The organism is Bradyrhizobium sp. WSM471 (assembly GCF_000244915.1).
Lineage (GTDB): Bacteria > Pseudomonadota > Alphaproteobacteria > Rhizobiales > Xanthobacteraceae > Bradyrhizobium.
The window spans coordinates 5,344,622-5,361,540 of record NZ_CM001442.1 but is presented as its reverse complement, the minus strand read 5'-3'; the positions used below and the strand labels follow the sequence as shown (position 1 = coordinate 5,361,540).

Annotated in this window: 21 protein-coding genes; 15 read left to right on the top strand and 6 right to left on the bottom strand. The window is 64.9% G+C overall.

The features are described from left to right. Positions 1-26: 26 nt before the first annotated feature. On the bottom strand, positions 27-809 hold the full coding sequence (pcaD, locus tag BRA471DRAFT_RS24320) for a 3-oxoadipate enol-lactonase (protein WP_007612022.1): 783 nt from the start codon (positions 807-809) through the stop codon (positions 27-29). Between the two features lie 36 nt (positions 810-845). Next, positions 846-2,201 carry a 3-carboxy-cis,cis-muconate cycloisomerase gene (locus BRA471DRAFT_RS24315; RefSeq protein WP_007612020.1) on the bottom strand — a complete coding sequence of 452 codons (1,356 nt, stop codon included), beginning with the start codon at positions 2,199-2,201 and terminating at the stop codon, positions 846-848. Positions 2,202-2,386: 185 nt separating this feature from the next. Between BRA471DRAFT_RS24315 and BRA471DRAFT_RS24310 the strand changes: the two genes are divergently transcribed. The 10 genes from BRA471DRAFT_RS24310 to BRA471DRAFT_RS24265 all read left to right on the top strand — a co-directional run bounded on the left by BRA471DRAFT_RS24310 (position 2,387) and on the right by BRA471DRAFT_RS24265 (position 10,338). Further along, entirely contained in the window at positions 2,387-2,833 is a 447-nt protein-coding gene (locus tag BRA471DRAFT_RS24310) for a carbon monoxide dehydrogenase subunit G (protein WP_007612017.1), read from the top strand. A gap of 164 nt (positions 2,834-2,997) precedes the next feature. Then, a complete protein-coding gene (locus BRA471DRAFT_RS24305) occupies positions 2,998-3,483 on the top strand; it encodes a (2Fe-2S)-binding protein (RefSeq protein ID WP_007602418.1) in 486 nt (161 codons plus the stop codon). A 33-nt stretch (positions 3,484-3,516) separates the two neighbouring features. Continuing rightward, entirely contained in the window at positions 3,517-4,323 is an 807-nt protein-coding gene (locus BRA471DRAFT_RS24300) for a xanthine dehydrogenase family protein subunit M (RefSeq protein ID WP_007612008.1), read from the top strand. Positions 4,324-4,385: 62 nt separating this feature from the next. Next, positions 4,386-5,324, top strand: coding sequence for a MoxR family ATPase (locus BRA471DRAFT_RS24295; protein WP_007612006.1), 939 nt, complete (start codon positions 4,386-4,388; stop codon positions 5,322-5,324). Positions 5,325-5,471: 147 nt separating this feature from the next. Next, entirely contained in the window at positions 5,472-6,674 is a 1,203-nt protein-coding gene (locus BRA471DRAFT_RS24290; RefSeq protein WP_007612004.1) for a VWA domain-containing protein, read from the top strand. Between the two features lie 9 nt (positions 6,675-6,683). Next, positions 6,684-7,007 (top strand): XdhC family protein, encoded by a 324-nt coding sequence (locus BRA471DRAFT_RS24285; protein ID WP_007602422.1) that lies wholly within the window; start codon positions 6,684-6,686, stop codon positions 7,005-7,007. A gap of 2 nt (positions 7,008-7,009) precedes the next feature. Further along, a complete protein-coding gene (locus BRA471DRAFT_RS24280) occupies positions 7,010-7,711 on the top strand; it encodes an XdhC family protein (protein WP_007611999.1) in 702 nt (233 codons plus the stop codon). Beyond that, the gene (locus BRA471DRAFT_RS24275) at positions 7,708-9,312 is read left to right on the top strand and encodes an NTP transferase domain-containing protein (protein WP_007611995.1); all 1,605 of its coding nucleotides are present in this window, start codon (positions 7,708-7,710) and stop codon (positions 9,310-9,312) included. The genes BRA471DRAFT_RS24280 and BRA471DRAFT_RS24275 overlap by 4 nt, the downstream gene beginning before the upstream one ends. A 162-nt stretch (positions 9,313-9,474) precedes the next feature. Then, positions 9,475-9,864, top strand: a complete 390-nt coding sequence (locus tag BRA471DRAFT_RS24270; RefSeq protein WP_007611990.1) for a DUF4189 domain-containing protein — start codon at positions 9,475-9,477, stop codon at positions 9,862-9,864. Positions 9,865-9,927: 63 nt separating this feature from the next. After that, on the top strand, positions 9,928-10,338 hold the full coding sequence (locus tag BRA471DRAFT_RS24265) for a DUF2000 family protein (RefSeq protein ID WP_007611989.1): 411 nt from the start codon (positions 9,928-9,930) through the stop codon (positions 10,336-10,338). Between the two features lie 159 nt (positions 10,339-10,497). Here the strand turns inward: BRA471DRAFT_RS24265 and BRA471DRAFT_RS24260 are convergent, their stop codons facing one another. The 4 genes from BRA471DRAFT_RS24260 to BRA471DRAFT_RS39825 form a co-directional block, all read right to left on the bottom strand. After that, positions 10,498-10,911: a GFA family protein gene (locus BRA471DRAFT_RS24260; protein ID WP_007611988.1), complete on the bottom strand. Its 414-nt coding sequence runs from the start codon at positions 10,909-10,911 to the stop codon at positions 10,498-10,500. A gap of 12 nt (positions 10,912-10,923) precedes the next feature. Continuing rightward, complete coding sequence (locus BRA471DRAFT_RS24255) at positions 10,924-11,388, bottom strand: SRPBCC domain-containing protein (protein WP_007611987.1); 465 nt, start codon at positions 11,386-11,388, stop codon at positions 10,924-10,926. After that, positions 11,385-11,720, bottom strand: coding sequence for a helix-turn-helix transcriptional regulator (locus BRA471DRAFT_RS24250; RefSeq protein ID WP_007611986.1), 336 nt, complete (start codon positions 11,718-11,720; stop codon positions 11,385-11,387). The genes BRA471DRAFT_RS24255 and BRA471DRAFT_RS24250 overlap by 4 nt, the downstream gene beginning before the upstream one ends. 96 nt (positions 11,721-11,816) lie before the next feature. Beyond that, positions 11,817-11,990: a hypothetical protein gene (locus BRA471DRAFT_RS39825; RefSeq protein WP_231171171.1), complete on the bottom strand. Its 174-nt coding sequence runs from the start codon at positions 11,988-11,990 to the stop codon at positions 11,817-11,819. Here BRA471DRAFT_RS39825 and BRA471DRAFT_RS24245 point away from each other — a divergent pair. The 5 genes from BRA471DRAFT_RS24245 to BRA471DRAFT_RS24225 are packed head-to-tail and all read left to right on the top strand — an operon-like array spanning position 11,914 to position 16,738. Then, complete coding sequence (locus BRA471DRAFT_RS24245; RefSeq protein WP_007611984.1) at positions 11,914-12,525, top strand: TetR/AcrR family transcriptional regulator; 612 nt, start codon at positions 11,914-11,916, stop codon at positions 12,523-12,525. The genes BRA471DRAFT_RS39825 and BRA471DRAFT_RS24245 overlap by 77 nt on opposite strands. Next, complete coding sequence (locus tag BRA471DRAFT_RS24240) at positions 12,522-13,310, top strand: HlyD family secretion protein (protein ID WP_007611983.1); 789 nt, start codon at positions 12,522-12,524, stop codon at positions 13,308-13,310. The genes BRA471DRAFT_RS24245 and BRA471DRAFT_RS24240 overlap by 4 nt, the downstream gene beginning before the upstream one ends. Further along, positions 13,307-14,239, top strand: coding sequence for an ABC transporter ATP-binding protein (locus BRA471DRAFT_RS24235; protein WP_007611975.1), 933 nt, complete (start codon positions 13,307-13,309; stop codon positions 14,237-14,239). Before BRA471DRAFT_RS24240 ends, BRA471DRAFT_RS24235 begins: the two co-directional genes overlap by 4 nt. Further along, positions 14,236-15,399 (top strand): ABC transporter permease, encoded by a 1,164-nt coding sequence (locus tag BRA471DRAFT_RS24230; RefSeq protein WP_007611973.1) that lies wholly within the window; start codon positions 14,236-14,238, stop codon positions 15,397-15,399. The genes BRA471DRAFT_RS24235 and BRA471DRAFT_RS24230 overlap by 4 nt, the downstream gene beginning before the upstream one ends. A gap of 31 nt (positions 15,400-15,430) precedes the next feature. Next, complete coding sequence (locus BRA471DRAFT_RS24225; RefSeq protein WP_007611971.1) at positions 15,431-16,738, top strand: adenylate/guanylate cyclase domain-containing protein; 1,308 nt, start codon at positions 15,431-15,433, stop codon at positions 16,736-16,738. The last annotated feature ends 181 nt before the right edge of the window (positions 16,739-16,919 follow it).

Here is a 16,919-nt window from a genome sequence, read left to right as displayed (position 1 = left end):
ATCGCCCCGGAATGACGATGGCGCAATCAGCGTTGCGTCAAAAAGCCCACCACCGCGTCGGTGAACGCGTGCGGCTGCTCGACATTGGAAATGTGGGCGGCGTCGATGATGGTCATGCTCGCGCCGGGAATGCTTGAGCGGATCAATTCAGCCGCCGAAATCGGCGTCGCCATGTCGTGGCGACCGGCGATCACCAGCGTCGGGCTCTTGATCTTCGGCAGCAGCGCGCGCTGGTCGAGCGTCGACAGCGCCTCGCAGCAGGCGAGATAGCCTTCGACCGGCGAGGCCAGCAGCATCGCCTTCATCCTGGCGGTGATGTCGGGCGCGCGCTCGCGGAAATCCTGGGTGAGCCAGCCGGCAATAACGGCATCGGCGACGGCGGCGATGCCGCCCTTCTTCACGGCATCGATGCGTTCCAGCCATTTGGTCGGCTCGGCATAGTAGCAGGAGGTGTTGGCGAGGATGAGCTTGCCGAAGCGCTCCGGCGCGTTCGCGCCCAGCCATTGTCCGACCATGCCGCCCATCGACAGGCCGCACCAGTGCACTTTCTCGATATTGAGGTCGTCGAGGATCGCCAGCACGTCGCGGCCGAAGCGCTCCATCGTATAGGGGCCGGGCGGAACATTGGACTTGCCGTGTCCGCGGCGGTCGTAGCGGATGACGCGGAATATCTGCGTCAGTGCCTTCATCTGCGGCTCCCACATCTGCAGCGTGCAGCCGAGCGAGTTCGAGAGCATCAGCGTCGGCCCGCCGTCGCGGCCCTCGACGGAGACGTTGATCAGGCAACCGTCGGCATCGATCATGGGCATGCGGGCGTCTCCGTTTTATTTGCGCTCAGGACTGCTTCATTCGCGTTCGAGGCTGTCGAGCAGGCGGTCGATCAGGGCTTGGGAAGCGCCTTGATAGGCCATCGGCTCGAACAACGCCGCAATTTTCTGTGCCGTAAGATGCGCGGTGACCCGCGAATCAACCAACAACACTTCCCGCAGATGCTTCTTCTCGGCGACCGCGCGCTTGCTCGCGGCTTCAACGAGATGATGCGCATCGCTCTTGCCGATCGTCTCGGCTAGCGCAAAGGTGACCGCTTCCGCCATGATCAGGCCGTGCGTCGCATCGAGATTGCTGCGCATGCGCGCCGCATCGACATCGAGGCCTTCGGCGATATCGACGATCGCCGCGAGGGCACCGGAGGTGACCAGCATCAATTGCGGCAGCGTCGGCCATTCCGCGTGCCACGGGCCGGCGCTGCGCTCATGGTCCTGCACCTGTGCGGCAAAAATCGTCGCGGCGAGCTGGGGTGCCATGGTTGCGCAGCCCAGGGCGCTTGCTGCGGCCACAGGGTTGCGCTTGTGCGGCATGGTCGAGGAGCCGCCGCGGCCTTCGCCGGCAGGCTCGAACGCCTCGGCCACGTCGGTCTGCATCAGCAGCGAGACGTCGCGCGCGATCTTGCCGCAGCTTCCGGCGAGAATCGCAAAGCTCGACGCGGCTTCCGCGATGCGGTCGCGGTGGGTGTGCCAGGGGGCTTCTGGCAGCGGCAGGTTGAGCTCCTGCGCCAATCGCTCGGCGACCGCGAGCCCCTTGTCGCCGAGCGCGGCGAGCGTGCCGGCCGCACCGCCGAATTGCAGCGCGAGGCCTTCGCGGCGCAGCCGCCTGAGGCGGCAGCGGGCGCGGGCAAGGCTTGCGGCGTATTCGGCGGCCTTCAGCCCGAACGGCATCGGCAGCGCGTGCTGGAGCCAGGTTCGCGCCACCATTGCCGTGTTGCGGTGGGCTCGTGCCAGCGCGGCAAAGCCCTTGATGGCGCGGCTGAGATCGGCGTCCAACGCATCGATGCCGGCGCGAAGCGTGAGCATGGTCGCGGTGTCGATGACGTCCTGGCTGGTCGCGCCCCAATGCACGTAGCGGGCGGCCTCGGCGTCGGCCTTGCCGACATTGGCGGTCAGCGTCTTGACCAGGGGGATCGCGAGATTGCCGGATCGTGTCGCGGCCTCCGCCAGCGCAGCCGTGTCGAAGGTATCGGCCTTGCACGCGGCTTCGATCGGGCCCACCGCTGACGCGGGAATCACACCCGTTGCCGCCTCGGCTCGGGCCAGGGCTGCCTCGAAATCGAGCATATTCTGGAGGGTCGACCGGTCGTCGCAGACCGCGCGCATGGCCACGCTCGACAGCATCGGTGCGAGCAGGGGGGAGAGGGATGTGCTCATATTGTGCGGGACCTAACCACCATGGCCCGCCTGTGCCAATCCCAAACCGGCGGCGCAAGCTTTTTGCAGTTGCGAATATGCATTGCACGTGACCGAGGGCCACCCTTTCTTTTGCCGCCTCTCTGCGGTACTTGAGCAGCCTTATTTGTTGCGCGATCCAAGTTCGATATCCCGGGAGGCACCCAATGGCCATGACGATGAACGGCGAAGTCCAGCTTGCGGCGCCGCGCGAGGCCGTGTGGGCCAAGCTCAACGATGCCGAGGTGCTGAAGGCCTGCATCCCCGGCTGCGAGGAGCTGGAGAAGACCGACGATGGCGGCTTTCGCGCAACGGCGAAAATGAAGGTCGGTCCGGTGTCGGCGCGCTTCAAAGGCAAGGTCACGCTGTCCGATCTCGACCCGCCGAACGGCTACAAGATCTCCGGCGAAGGCGAGGGCGGGGTGGTCGGCTTCGCCAAGGGTGGCGCCGTGGTCAAGCTTGCGGAGAAGGACGGCGGCACGCTTTTGTCCTACGAGGTCGAGGCGCAGATCGGCGGCAAGTTGGCGCAGCTCGGCCAGCGCCTGATCAATGGCGCCGCCAAGAAACTGGCCGACGAATTTTTCGCGAACTTCGCCAAGGCGGTACAGGGCTGAAGGCCAATACCTCAAGCATTGCGACTTTCGGCATATCGCGTTTTGTCATGGCACCTTGCATTCCCGGTGATGTTGCCCCGGGGCATAATGGCCCATATGATGGGTTGGAATAATTATAAGAACCGCTTCGACGGGACCCGTCGGGGCGCTGATAGAGAGTGCTTATGGCAAAAATCTCCCTCATCGTGAACGGCAATCCTGTCACGGCCAATGTCGATCCCCGCACCCTGCTGGTGCAGTTCCTGCGCGAGAATCTGCGACTCACCGGCACCCATGTCGGCTGCGACACTTCGCAGTGCGGCGCCTGCGTCGTGCATCTGGACGGCAAGGCCGTGAAGTCCTGCACCACGCTCGCCGTGATGGCCGACGGCCACGAGGTCAAGACGATCGAGGGGTTGGCCGCCGACGGCGCGCCGCTGCATCCGATGCAGGAGGCCTTCCGCGAACACCATGGCCTGCAGTGCGGCTTCTGCACGCCCGGCATGATCATGACCGCGATCGACATCGTCCATCGCAAGGGCAACGAGCTCGACGACCACACCATCCGCGAGGAGCTGGAAGGCAATCTCTGCCGCTGCACCGGCTACCAGAACATCGTCACCTCGATCTCCGCCGGCGCCAAGGCGATGGCGAAATCCGATCTCGCTTAAACCGCGCGCGCACTCTGCGATCAGGACATTCAGATGTACGATTTCAAATACCATCGCCCCGGGACCGTTCGGCAGGCCGCCAACCTCCTGGTGAAGAACGAAGACGCCAAGGTGATCGCCGGCGGCCACACGCTGATTCCTGTCATGAAACAGCGCCTGGCCAGCCCGCCGCATCTGGTTGACCTCTCTCACATCGATGGTCTCAACACGATTGAGATGAAGGGCCGCGCGCTCGTGATCGGTGCCACCGCCAGGCATGCCGAGGTCGCAAGCTCCGCCATCGTCGGCGAGGCGATCCCGGCGCTCGCGAACCTGGCCGGCGGAATCGGCGATCCCGCCGTGCGCCACAAGGGCACGATCGGCGGCTCGCTCGCCAACAACGATCCGACCGCGGACTATCCGGCTGCCGTGCTTGCGCTCGGCGCGACCATCGTCACCAACAAGCGCCGCCTCAAGGCAGAGGAGTATTTCCAGGGCCTGTTCACGACGGCACTCGAGGCCGACGAGATCATCACCAAGGTGATGTTCCCGCTGCCGAAGAAGGCGGCCTATATCAAGTTCCGCAACCAGGCCTCGCGTTACGCGCTGGTCGGCGTGTTCGTGGCGCGGCGTCCCTCCGACGTGCGGGTCGCGGTCACCGGCGCCGGCTCCGAAGGCGTGTTTCGTGTCACCGCGTTCGAGGAAGCCTTGAAGAAGCGCTTCGCCGCGAAGGCGCTTGACGGCATCGAGGTGCCGGCGGACGGCCTCAACAGCGACATCCATGGCAGCGCCGAATACCGCGCGCACCTCATCGGCGTGCTGACGCGGCGCGCCCTCGACGCCGCCAACGCCAAGGAGTGAGTGATCCTCACGCCTCGGCCCAAACTTGTCCCCGGTGAGGGCGTAGCGAGACTGGCTTTTTCATGACCTCAGCGGCCAATACGCCCGGTGCCAACACTTCAGTTGTATTGCCGGCATCGGTCGATTCGATGCTCGAACTCCTGACGTCGCGCGGCTATCTCGCCGAGCGATCGCTGGCCACGGTGACCTATCTGTCGCTGCGCATGGGCCGGCCGCTGTTTCTGGAAGGCGAGGCCGGCGTCGGCAAGACCGAGATCGCAAAAGTGCTGTCGGCGGCGCTGGGGCGGAAGCTGATCCGCCTGCAGTGTTACGAAGGCCTCGACGTCTCCTCCGCGGTCTACGAGTGGAATAGCGCCGCGCAGATGATCGCGATCCGGATGGCCGAGGCCGCCGGCGACACCGATCGCGATCAATTGTCGTCCGACATCTTCGCCGATCGCTACATGATCAAGCGACCGCTGCTGCAGGCGCTGGAGCCCGACGTGGCCGGGCCGCCGGTGCTGCTGATCGACGAGCTCGACCGCGCCGACGAGGCGTTCGAGGCGTATCTGCTCGAAATCCTCAGCGACTTCCAGGTGACGATCCCCGAATTCGGCACCGTCAAGGCGCCAAGCCCGCCAATCGTCATCATCACCTCCAACCGCACCCGCGAGATCCACGACGCGCTGAAGCGGCGCTGTCTCTATCACTGGGTCGATTATCCCGACGCCGATCGCGAGCTCGCGATCGTCAAATCGCGCGTGCCGGGCATCTCCGCAAAATTGTCGCAGCAGGTCGTGCGCTTCGTCCAGGCGCTGCGCAATCAGGATTTCTACAAGTCGCCTGGCGTCGCCGAGACCATCGACTGGGCCACCGCGCTGTCGGAGCTCGACGCCCGCTCGCTGACCCCGCAAGTGGTCGGCGACACGCTGGGCGCGCTACTCAAATACCAGGACGACATCACGCGGATGCAGGGCGACACCTTGCAGAAGGTGCTGAAGGAAGCGACGAGCGAGAATTGACGCGGGCGCGTCATAACTGAGCTCGTCATTCCGGGGCGCGCGTAGCGCGAACCCCGGAATCCATTGGTGCGCAGAGTGAGTAGATGAATGGATTCCGGGCTCGCGCCAAGAGGCGCGCCCCGAAATGACGGCTGAGAGTGATGAAGCATGGCCATCAACCACCTTGCGCCTGAGCAAACCGAGCAATTCGCCGACAACATCGTCGGCTTCGCCCGTGCGCTGCGTTCGACGGGCATGCCGGTCGGGCCGGGTGCGGTCATCGATGCCATGAGCGCGCTTGAGGTGATCGACATCGGCAAACGCGCCGACGTCTTCACCACCCTGGAGGCGATCTTCGTCAAGCGCCACGAGCATGCGCTGATCTTCAAGCAGGCCTTCAACCTGTTCTTCCGTGCATCGGAAGAGTGGAAGCACATGCTGGATTCGGTGCCGTTGCCGGAACAGGCCAAGAAGAAGCCCCAGGCCGGCTCCCGCCGCGTCCAGGAGGCGATGTCGCAGCCGCGCATGACGGAGACGCCGCAGCACCAGGAGCAGGATTTGCGCCTGTCGGTCTCGGACAAGGAAATCCTTCAGAAAAAGGATTTTGCGCAGATGAGCGCGGCTGAGATCACTGAGGCGCTCCGCGCCGTCGAGCGGATGCGATTGCCGCAGGCCGAGCTTCTGACGCGTCGGCACCGGCCCGACTCGCGCGGGCTTCGCCTCGATTTGCGCCGCACCTTACGCGCGTCCTTGCGCACCGGCGGCGACATCATCGACATCCATCGCCTCGGGCGGATCGAGAAACCGGCGCCGATCGTCGCGCTGCTCGACATCTCGGGTTCGATGAGCGAGTACACCCGCCTGTTCCTGCATTTCCTGCATGCCATAGGGGACGCGCGAAAACGTGTCTCGGTGTTCCTGTTTGGCACGCGCCTCACCAACGTGACCCGGGCGCTGCGCCAGCGCGACCCCGACGAGGCGCTGGCGAGCTGCTCGGCCTCGGTCGAGGACTGGGCCGGCGGCACGCGGATCTCGGCTTCCCTGCACAATTTCAACAAATTATGGGCGCGGCGCGTGCTGAGCCAGGGCGCCATCGTGCTGCTGATCTCCGACGGACTCGAGCGGGAGGCCGATTCCAAGCTCGCCTTCGAGATGGACCGGCTGCACCGCTCCTGCCGGCGGCTGATCTGGCTCAACCCGCTGCTGCGGTTCGGCGGCTTCGAGGCCAAGGCCCAAGGCATCAAAATGATGCTGCCGCACGTTGACGAATTCCGTCCGGTACATAATTTGAGCTCGATCCAGGAGCTGATCGCCACGCTCTCCCGGCCGCTGCCGCCGCATCACCGCAGCCTGATCCGCTCCGCAGCCTGAGAGGTAGCCATGCTCGATCGCGACGAGGATATTCTGAAGGCGGCGGAGGACTGGCAGAAGGCCGGCCGTGGCGTCGCGCTCGCCACCGTGGTGGAGACCTGGGGCTCGGCACCGCGTCCGGCGGGCTCGAGCCTCGTCATCAACGACGAGGGCACGTTCCTGGGGTCCGTCTCCGGCGGCTGCGTCGAGGGCGCCGTGGTCACGGAGGCCATGGATGTGATCCAGAGCGGCAAGCCCAGGATGCTGGAGTTTGGCGTTGCCGACGAGACTGCCTGGAATGTCGGGCTGTCCTGCGGCGGCACCATCCGCGTCTTCGTCGAGAAGGTCGGTTAGCCGTGAAGCTCGAGATCCTGCACGAACTCAATACCGAGCGCGCCGCGCGCCGCCCGGTGATTTTGGTCACCGACACCGAGAGCGGTGAGCAGCGCCTGGTGAAGGCCAGGGACTTCGCTAGCGATCCCTTGCGCGCCGAGCTGAACAAGCAGCTCCGCATGGGCAAAAGCGCCAGCGTCGAAGCCGGCGGCAAGAAGCTATTCCTCAACGTCTATGCGCCGACCGCAAAGCTCGTCATCGTCGGCGCCGTCCATATCAGCCAGGCCCTGGCGCCGCTGGCGCGCTCGCTCGGCTACGACGTCACCGTGGTCGATCCGCGCACGGCCTTTGCGAGCCCCGAGCGCTTCCCCGACGTTCCGCTGGTCGCGGAATGGCCAGACACGGCGCTACCGCCGCTCAATGTCGATTCCTACACGGCCTTCGTCGCGGTGACGCACGATCCCAAGATCGACGACCCCGCGCTGCTGCACGCCTTCGAGCGCAACTGCTTCTATATCGGCGCGCTCGGCTCGCGGAAGACGCACGCCAAGCGCGGCGACCGGCTGCGGGCGCAGGGCGCCAAGGAGGCTGACATCGCGCGCATCCACGCGCCGATCGGGCTTGCGATCGGCGCGGTCTCGCCGTCCGAGATCGCGGTGTCGATCATGGCCGAGATCACGGCAGTGCTTCGCCTGCCGCCCAAAGAAAAAGAAGAAGCCGCATGAAGTTCGGCCCGGCGAGCCCCAGGGATGCGATCGGCGGGGTGACCGTCCACACCCTGCGACAGGGGCCGCTGGTGTTGAAAAAGGGCACGACGATCGGGCCCACCGAGGTCGAGGCGCTGGAGCGTGCCGCCATCAAGGACATTGTGGTGGTGCGGATGGAGGAGGGCGATGTCTCCGAGGACATCGCTGCCGCCAGCATCGCGCTCGCGGTCGGTGGCGATGGCATTCATGTCGAGCGGGCCTTCACCGGTCGCGCCAATCTGTTCGCCGCGCGCCCCGGCGTGCTGGTGATCGATCGCGCCGCGGTGGACCGCATCAACAATATCGACGAGGCCATTACCTTTGCCACGCTCTCCGCCTTCAAGCCGGTGGTCGAGGGCGAGATGGTCGGCACCGTCAAGATCATCCCGTTCGGGGTCGAAGGAAACTTGCGTGATGCCGCGGTGAAGGCCGCGGGTCGCGACGTTCTGAAGATCGCGCCTTACGTCATCAAGCGTGTCGGCGTGGTCTCGACGCTGTTGCCCGGCCTGTCCTCCAAGGTGATCGACAAGACGTTGCGCGTCACCGCCGAGCGGCTGGCGCCAGCCGGCGCCGGCATCATCGCCGAGCGGCGGGTTGCGCATGAGGAGCAGGCGCTGTCGGCTGCGGTCAAGGAACTGCTGGGACTTGGCGCCGAGCTCGTGATCGTGTTCGGGGCATCCGCTATCGCCGACCGTCGCGACGTGATCCCTGCGGCCGTGACCGGCATCGGCGGCGAGATCGAGCATTTCGGCATGCCAGTCGATCCCGGCAATCTGCTGCTGATTGCCCGGGCCGGCACCGTGCCGGTGCTGGGCGCGCCCGGCTGCGCGCGGTCGCCGGTCGAGAACGGCTTCGACTGGGTGCTGATGCGGCTGCTGGCCGGCATCAAGGTGACCCGTTCCGAGCTTATGGGTATGGGCGTCGGTGGCCTCCTCATGGAGATCGTCACGCGCCCGCAGCCGCGCGCAAAACCGGAGATCGAGGGCAACAACCACGTCGCGGTCATCGTACTCGCGGCGGGCCGTTCGACCCGGATGGGTGGGCCGAACAAGCTACTCGCCGAGCTCGACGGCAAGAAGCTGGTGCGGATTGCGACCGAGCAGGCGCTGGCCTCGAAAGCATCGGAGGTCATCGTCGTCACCGGCCACCAGACCGAGCTGATCGAGCAAGCCTTGCAAGGCCTGAAGGTGCGTTTCGCTCGGAATCCGGATTTCGCCGGCGGCATCGCAAGCTCGGTCAAGGCCGGCATTGCGGCCGTGCCCGAGACGTCCGACGGCGCTGTGGTGTGCCTCGGCGACATGCCGCTGATCGATGCCGGTCTGATCGACCGTCTCATCGACGCGTTCGCACCGGACCGCGGCAATCTCATCGTCGTGCCCGTCAGCGAAGGCCGCCGCGGCAACCCCGTGCTGTGGTCGCGCCGCTTCTTCAAGGAGTTGATGACGCTCGATGGCGATGTCGGCGCGCGCCATCTGATCGCCAAGCACACCGAGGCGGTCGCCGAAGTGCCGGTCGACGGCGAGAGCGCCTTTCTCGACATCGACACGCCGCAGGCGTTGGAAGCGGCACGGCGGGGCTGACGCTGACCTAGGGTGGACTAAGGCGCGTAGCGCCATGCCCACCATTCCCCAGACTGCGATCCGAAATTGGTGGCACGCCTCAATTTCAACGCCCCGTTCACCATCTGGAAACAACCGGCGCTTACAGTCCACTTCGCCTGCCTTGGGGGGAGGGGTTTTTCCATGGCTTCGAACGTCGTCGCGCGCCGTTGCGCGATGTTTTTCTTTGCGCTGTCCGTCTGCGTCGCGGGCGCTCGCCACATCACGGACGCACATGCCGCCGGTGCATTTGCAGTCGGCAAGTGCGGTGCCTATGGTCAGGCCTTCGATTATGGCGCCGAGCACGAAGCTCGCGCGGCGGCGCAGAAGCAGTGCAAAGGCGACTGCACGACCGTGACGATGAAGCGCGCCTGCGCCGCGATGTCGGTCGATCTTTCCAATCCCTGCGGCGCCTACGGCTATGCCGTCAAGCCGAAGATCTCGGCCACGCTCAATGCCGCCACGCGCGAATGCTACAAATACGGCGGCAAGGAATGCGTGATCCGCGCCTGGGCCTGCGACGCGAAGGGTTGATTCCTGTTGCAGTCATTCGGATGGTGCGTAGCATCGAATCCGGAATGACAGTCGAGGAGTTGCATGCAGTTCGATACCAAGATCGCCATCGTGATCCGCACCGATCTTCAAGCCTGGCAGAAGCTCAACGTCGCGGCCTTCCTCACCAGCGGCATCGCGGCTGCGTTTCCCGATTGCATTGGCGAACCCTATGAAGACGCGTCGGGCACGAACTATCACGCGCTGATCGGCCAGCCGATTCTGATCTATGGTGCCGACGGTTCCGCATTGACGCGCGCGCTCGAGCGGGCTCTGACGCGCAACGTCAAGCCGGCGGTCTATACCGAGGACATGTTCAAGACCACACATGATGCCGCCAATCGCGAAGCGGTGAGGGCGGTGGCGCGGGCCGATCTCAACCTCGTCGGTCTCGCTGTGCGCGCCGAGCGCAAGGTGATCGATAAGATCGTCGACGGGTTGAAGTTTCATAGTTGAGGCAGGTGCTTGGTGTTTCACCTCTCCCGCTTGCGGGAGAGGTCGCGCCGAAGGCGCGGGTGAGGGCTCTCTCCGCTTGGCGATTGTCCCGTTGCGGCGACACCCTCTCCCCAACCCTCGGCAAGCGGGGGAGGGAGCGCACCGTTTGCGCGGCAGCTATCACCCCGGCGGCATGCCCGCGAACTTCGGAAGGTCCGGGTCGAGGCGATCCCAGGCATGTCCGCGCGCGGCGTAAGTCACCACTTGCGGCTCGTAGCGGGCGGGTTCGTCGAGGCTTGCGGCGCGGATGGTGAAGATGTCGGGCATGGCCGCGAAGGTCAGATAAACAGGCAAGCCGCACTGGGCGCAGAAACCGCGTGTTTTCACGTTGCCGCTGTCGCCGACCATCTCCCAGTGCTTCGCTTCGCCCGTCACGGTGACGCCGGCGCGCGCGAAGGTCATGTACGAGCCGTGGCCGCTACCGCTTTCGCGCTGGCAGTCCCGGCACTGGCAGTGATTGCTGAACAGGGGCTCACCCAGAATCGAATAGCGGATCGCGCCGCAGGCGCAGCCGCCGGTAAACGGCTTGGTCATTGCGATAACTCCTTACTTGTCTTCGCCGCTGATCTCATCGAGCTGGCGGACGACCTTCTTCCAGCCGCCGCTCATGCCCGTGTAGGCCGACTCGTTCCTGGGTATGACGAAGCCCGCATGAACCAGACGGATCCGCGTGCCGGCCTCGACCGGGGTGAGGGACCACGTCACGACAGTGTCGAGCGGCGCGCCGTAACCGGTGTTGCGCTCATCCCCGCCCTTCCAAGCGTAGACGAGGCGGCGGTTCGGCATGACCTCCAAGACGCGGCAATGGATGACGCCATCCCAGGCGCCGCCCGGCGTGGTCTGGTAGGTGAAAGTGTTGCCTTCGACGGCCTCGAAACCGGTCGGCGGCATCAGCCAGCGCGCGATCAGCTGGGCGCTGGTCAGCGCCTTCCAGATCGTCTCCGGTGCGTGAGGGAGCACCTCGTCGAGGACGATGTCTTTTGTCTCGGCTTTCAATTCAACAGCACTCACGGATCGATCTCCTTCAAGAGGTCACGCAGGTTCTGGAAGCGCTCGCGCCAGAACACGCCGTAATGGTCCATCCAGGAGACCAGCGGTTCGAGGCCTTGCGGCGCGGCACGGTAATAGACGTTGCGGCCCTCGGCACGCTCGGCGACGAGGCCGGCCTGCTTGAGGGACTTCAAATGTTGCGAGATCGCACCTTGCGTCACGCCACTTCCGCGCGTGAGCTCGGCGACGCTGATCTCCTTGCTCTCGAAGACGCGCTCGAACACGGCGCGCCGTGTCGGATCGGCGAGGGCGCGCATCACGGTGGTCACGGGATTTGGAGCGGCTTCGATCATAGGATTCAGATTAGTATATGCTAATGAATTAGTCAAGGCTAATTTGTTTGTCAGATTGGGTCCGCCGTGCTGTCTTGACTATGACTGACTAGTCAGTCAAATATTGCGGATGACCAGAAAGCCCACCAAAGCCGCCACGCCACCCGCAGCTCGCTCCGACGCGAAGGCCAATTCACGCGCTGGCAACGACGCCATGCCCGCGTCGAGCCGCGCCACGCGTGCGGCGGAACGACGTGCGGCGATCGTGGAGGCCGCGATGGAGGAATTCATCGCGCGCGGCTTTGCCGCCACGCGGCTCGACGACATCGCGAAGCGCGCGGGTGTCGCCAAGGGCACCATCTACCTGCACTTCAAGGACAAGGAATCGATGTTCGAGGAGCTGGTGCGGACGGTGATCGTGCCTGTCGTGACCCGGTTGACGGCATTGCCGCCACCGGCGGGCTCGGTGCGCGATCTCGTCGAGGCGTTTGCCAGCAACTTCCTGAAGGAGGTCATCGGCACCAGGCGCGGCGATCTCGTGCGCCTGATAGTGGCCGAGGGGCCACGGTTTCCCTCCGTGGCCGATTTCTACTACCGCGAGGTTGTCTCGCGCGGCATCGCCGCCATGCGCGCGCTGATCGAGCTCGGCATTGCCCGCGGCGAGATCCGCCAGAAGAACCTGGCGCATTATCCGCAGATCCTGGTCGCACCCGCGATGATCGCGGTGATCTGGCAGAGCCTGTTTGCGCGGCACGCGCCGCTCGACGCGCAGGACATGCTGCGCGTTCATCTCGATTTGATTTTTGGCGAACGGAGCACGACATGAGGTCGTCGCAGGTAATTTTCGGAGCTGCACTGATCATCGCGCTCGCAACTGGGCTTGCTGGGTGCAAGGAGAAACGTGATCCCGGCTTCCAGGGCTGGGTCGAGGCCGACATGATCTTCGTCAGCCCGGACGAGGCCGGCCGCGTGACGAAGCTGAACATCCGCGAGGGCGACGAAGTCAAGGTCGGCGATCACCTCTATTCCGTTGACGACGATCTCCAGCTTGCCGATCTCAACCAGAACAAGGCGACGCTTGCCAACGCGCAGCAGACCTATGACCGCGCGGCCTCGCTGAGCAAGACCGGCTCGGGCACGCAGGCCAATCTCGACTCGGCCGTCTCCGCCTTGCGCGTCGCCGAGGCGCGGGTGGTGACCTCGGAGACGCGGATGGCGCGGCGCAAAGGGTTTGCGCCAGTCGCCGGCACCATCCAGCAGATCTATTTTCGCGAGGGCGAGATGGTGGCGGCGCAACGGCCGGTGCTCTCGATCATGCCGCCCGGCAATATGAAGCTGCGCTTCTTCGTGCCGGAGACCGAGCTGCCGAAGCTCGCGATCGGCGATACGGTGCGGATCGCGTGCGACAATTGCGCCGCCGATCTCACCGCAAAGATCTATTTCATCGCGACTTCGGCCGAATACACTCCGCCTGTCATTTACAGCCTTGAGGAGCGCAACAAGCTCGTCTACCTGATCCAGGCTCGGCCCTCGCGTCCCGATGCCTTGCGTGTCGGACAACCCATCGACGTCCATCTCAATCCAAAGACTCCGGTGGCGGACAAGCGATGAGCGGCGCCAATGGCATTGCGATCGACGTCAAGGGCCTGACCAAGTCGTTCGGCGGCCGCGAGGTCGTGCACGATCTGTCGATGCAGGTGAAGCGGGGTTCGATCTACGGCTTCCTCGGCCCAAACGGCTCCGGCAAGACGACGACCATCCGCATCCTCTGCGGCCTGCTCACGCCCGACAGCGGCGAGGGCACCTGCCTCGGCTACGACATCAGGCGCGATGCCGAAAAGATCAAGCGCCAGGTCGGCTACATGACCCAGCGGTTCAGCCTCTATCAGGATCTCTCAGTCCGCGAAAACCTCGAATTCGTCGCGCGGCTGTACGGCCTTCGCGATGCACGCGGCGCCGCGCGCGACATGATCAAGCGGATCGGGCTCTCGGGGCGCGAGGAACAGCTCGCGGGCGAGCTCTCCGGCGGCTGGAAGCAGCGGTTGGCGCTGGGTGCCTGCACATTGCCGAGTCCGAAACTGCTGCTGTTGGACGAACCGACCGCCGGCGTCGACCCGAAGGCGCGGCGCGATTTCTGGAACGAGATTCATGCACTGGCGGCCGACGGTCTCACCGTGCTGGTCTCGACCCACTACATGGACGAGGCCGAGCGCTGTCACGAGATCGCTTATATCGCCTATGGCCATCTGCTCGTGCACGGCACCGTGGAGGAGGTGATCGCGAAATCCGCGCTGACGACCTACACCGTGACGGGCGAGGACCTGAACGAGCTCGCGGCTGCGCTCACCGGCAAGCCGGGAATCGACATGGTGGCGCCGTTCGGCACGTCGCTGCACGTCTCCGGCCGCGACGTCGCCGCGCTCGAAGCCAGCATCGCACCATGGTGCGAGAAAAGCGGGCTGCACTGGCACAAATCGTCGCCGTCACTGGAAGATGTGTTCATCGAGTTGATGGGCCGTTCCAAGGACAATTTCCAATGACCGCCGTCGATCGTCCCGAACCACGGCACGCGATCCGGGAGCGCTTCGGCTTCTGGAGGCGCTCCTATGCGATGCTGATCAAGGAGTTCATCCAGCTCAGGCGGGACCGGGTGTCGTTTGCGATGATCGTGATGCTGCCGGTGATGCAGCTGCTCTTGTTCGGCTACGCCATCAACACCACGCCGCACAATCTGCCGAGCGCGGTGCTGCTCCAGGAGGACTCCGATCTCGCACGCTCGATCCTGAAGGCGCTGGAGAACACCGCCTATTTCCGCTTTCTCTACGAAGTCCACGACGTTGAGGATTTCGACAATCTCCTGAAATCCGGCAAGGTGCTGTTCGGCGTCGAGATCCCGCGTGGCTTCGAGCGGGCAGTGCGGCGCGGCGATAAGCCGGCGCTGCTGGTCGCGGCCGACGCCACCGATCCAGTGGCGGCGAGCGCGGCGATCGGCTCGCTCGGCATGGTCGTGCAGACCGCGCTCAAGCACGATCTCTACATCGGAGATCCTCCTGAGATGCCGTTCGAGATCCGCGCGCACGCCCGCTACAACCCCGCCGCCGCGTCGAGCCTCAACATCGTGCCGGGCCTCGTCGGCACCATCCTGACCATGACCATGCTGATCTTCACCGCGCTCTCGGTCACGCGCGAGGTCGAGCGCGGCACGATGGAGGCCCTGCTGTCGATGCCGATCAAGCCGGTCGAGGTGATGTTCGGCAAGATCATTCCCTACGTGCTGGTCGGTTTCGTTCAGGCGTTCCTCATCATCGGCATCGGGGTCGGCCTGTTCGGCGTGCCGGTGCTCGGCAATCTGTTCCTGTTGGCCCTGCTCTCGACGCTGTTCATCACGACCAACCTGGCGATCGGGTATACGATCTCGACGCTGGTGCAGAACCAGCTCCAGGCGATGCAGATGTCGATGATGTTCTTCCTGCCGAGCATCTTGCTGTCCGGCTTCATGTTCCCGTTTGCCGGGATGCCGGCCTGGGCGCAATATGTCGGTGAGTGCCTGCCACTGACGCATTATCTGCGCATCGTCCGCGCCATCATGCTGAAGGGCGCGAGCATGCAAAATTTGCGTTTCGATGCGTTGGCCCTGGCTGTCCTGATGCTGCTCGCCATGACCATCGCCGTGACGCGCTTCCGCCGCACGCTGGATTGAGGCAAGATGCCCCTGGAATCAAGGGGGCGGAATGGTCAGTTTTGCGAGCAGGAAGGCCCGGCAACACGCCGTGATGTCCGAGGACTTCGAGCGCGAGCTGACGCGGGAGGTGCTGCGGACCGAGCTGTTGCGGGTGAGGGCGCTGATCATGACGGGCTGCGTCATGATGCTGTTCCTCACTGCGATCAACCTGGTCGATCCCGCCGTCGTCGGCCGGGTGTGGCGCGGCACCGAAGGGCTGGCCGAGGTCTACGGCCTGCTCGTCGGCTTCATCCTGTTCGAGGTCTGGGTCCACACCCAGATCAGGAAGAACCTCAAGCTAGATCGCGATCTGCCGGTTGTCAGGCGCTATATCGGCGCGCTGATCGAAACCTCGGTACCCACGGTGATCCTGATCCTCCAGATCCGGACCATGGGCGCGAATCAGGCGCTGGGCTTCGCGGTGCCACTGATCTATTTCATCTTCGTCATCCTCTCGACCCTGCGGCTGGACTTCTGGCTCTCCACCTTCACCGGTTTTGTCGCCGCGGCCGAGCTGTTCGCCGTGGCGCTGATCTTCGATCCTGCCAGCGGGAGCGGCGAGCCGCAGATCTATTTTCACGCGGTACGAAGCACCATCATCCTGATCTGCGGCGTGCTTGCAGGCGCGGTCGGTGCGCAGCTCCGCCGCCAGTTCGCGGCGAGCATTGCGGCAGCGACCGCGCGCGACCGGGTGACCAACCTTTTCGGCCAGCATGTTTCGCCGCAGGTCGTCGAGCGGCTGATGGCGGCGGGGACGAGCGCCGCCGGCGACCTACGCCGCGTCGCCGTGATGTTCGTCGATTTCCGCGGCTTCACCGCCGGCGCGCAGTCGCGCACTCCGCAGGAGGTGGTCGACCGGCTCGACGGCGCCTTCGCCGTGCTGGTCGACATTCTCGACCGCGAGGGTGGCATCGTGAACAAGTTTCTGGGCGACGGCTTTCTCGCGCTGTTCGGTGCGCCGCTCGAGGCCTCCGACGCCGCGCACCGCGCGGTCGCCGCGGGCCGCGAGATGCTGACCGCGATGGAGCGCATCAACGCGCAGACGAGCTGGCCGCTCAGAATCGGAATCGGCATCCATTTCGGCGAGGTCGTCGCCGGCAATATCGGCTCGCCCCGGCGCAAGGAATACACCGTCATCGGAGACACCGTGAACTTCGCTTCCCGGCTGGAGGCGCTGAACAAGGAGTTCGGTTCGCAGCTCCTGATCTCCGCGGCCGTGCGCGAGGCGCTGGGCGAGGACGGCAGCGATGCCGTCGCGCTCGGCGAGGTCGAGGTGCGCGGCTATGAGCAAAAGGTGGCGGTGTTTCAATTGGGGTAACCGGTCTTCAAGCGCGAGCTGCACTTCGGTGAAGGCGCGTGATGGACTATCTCCGCTAGCTTTCGGGTCTTGCATTGTGGAAGCCGGCTCTCGGCTTCAACGCGTCATCGCGATTGCTCCGATTGCACCGAATTGTGGGGCATGACGAGCGGTGCCGCCGGCTTGTACACTGGCGCGCGAT

Excerpts from the sequence above, each read along its gene's own strand:
- BRA471DRAFT_RS24265 (WP_007611989.1), top strand. The coding sequence starts at position 9,928 with ATGCAGTTCGATACCAAGATCGCCATCGTGATCCGCACCGATCTTCAA.
- BRA471DRAFT_RS24250 (WP_007611986.1), bottom strand. The coding sequence starts at position 11,720 with ATGATCGAAGCCGCTCCAAATCCCGTGACCACCGTGATGCGCGCCCTC.
- BRA471DRAFT_RS24290 (WP_007612004.1), top strand. The coding sequence starts at position 5,472 with ATGGCCATCAACCACCTTGCGCCTGAGCAAACCGAGCAATTCGCCGAC.
- BRA471DRAFT_RS24310 (WP_007612017.1), top strand. The coding sequence starts at position 2,387 with ATGGCCATGACGATGAACGGCGAAGTCCAGCTTGCGGCGCCGCGCGAG.
- BRA471DRAFT_RS24300 (WP_007612008.1), top strand. The coding sequence starts at position 3,517 with ATGTACGATTTCAAATACCATCGCCCCGGGACCGTTCGGCAGGCCGCC.
- BRA471DRAFT_RS24240 (WP_007611983.1), top strand. The coding sequence starts at position 12,522 with ATGAGGTCGTCGCAGGTAATTTTCGGAGCTGCACTGATCATCGCGCTC.
- BRA471DRAFT_RS24305 (WP_007602418.1), top strand. The coding sequence starts at position 2,998 with ATGGCAAAAATCTCCCTCATCGTGAACGGCAATCCTGTCACGGCCAAT.
- BRA471DRAFT_RS24270 (WP_007611990.1), top strand. The coding sequence starts at position 9,475 with ATGGCTTCGAACGTCGTCGCGCGCCGTTGCGCGATGTTTTTCTTTGCG.
- BRA471DRAFT_RS24295 (WP_007612006.1), top strand. The coding sequence starts at position 4,386 with ATGACCTCAGCGGCCAATACGCCCGGTGCCAACACTTCAGTTGTATTG.
- BRA471DRAFT_RS24285 (WP_007602422.1), top strand. The coding sequence starts at position 6,684 with ATGCTCGATCGCGACGAGGATATTCTGAAGGCGGCGGAGGACTGGCAG.
- BRA471DRAFT_RS24235 (WP_007611975.1), top strand. The coding sequence starts at position 13,307 with ATGAGCGGCGCCAATGGCATTGCGATCGACGTCAAGGGCCTGACCAAG.
- BRA471DRAFT_RS24245 (WP_007611984.1), top strand. The coding sequence starts at position 11,914 with ATGCCCGCGTCGAGCCGCGCCACGCGTGCGGCGGAACGACGTGCGGCG.
- BRA471DRAFT_RS24275 (WP_007611995.1), top strand. The coding sequence starts at position 7,708 with ATGAAGTTCGGCCCGGCGAGCCCCAGGGATGCGATCGGCGGGGTGACC.
- BRA471DRAFT_RS24225 (WP_007611971.1), top strand. The coding sequence starts at position 15,431 with ATGGTCAGTTTTGCGAGCAGGAAGGCCCGGCAACACGCCGTGATGTCC.
- pcaD (WP_007612022.1), bottom strand. The coding sequence starts at position 809 with ATGCCCATGATCGATGCCGACGGTTGCCTGATCAACGTCTCCGTCGAG.
- BRA471DRAFT_RS24230 (WP_007611973.1), top strand. The coding sequence starts at position 14,236 with ATGACCGCCGTCGATCGTCCCGAACCACGGCACGCGATCCGGGAGCGC.
- BRA471DRAFT_RS24260 (WP_007611988.1), bottom strand. The coding sequence starts at position 10,911 with ATGACCAAGCCGTTTACCGGCGGCTGCGCCTGCGGCGCGATCCGCTAT.
- BRA471DRAFT_RS39825 (WP_231171171.1), bottom strand. The coding sequence starts at position 11,990 with ATGAATTCCTCCATCGCGGCCTCCACGATCGCCGCACGTCGTTCCGCC.
- BRA471DRAFT_RS24315 (WP_007612020.1), bottom strand. The coding sequence starts at position 2,201 with ATGAGCACATCCCTCTCCCCCCTGCTCGCACCGATGCTGTCGAGCGTG.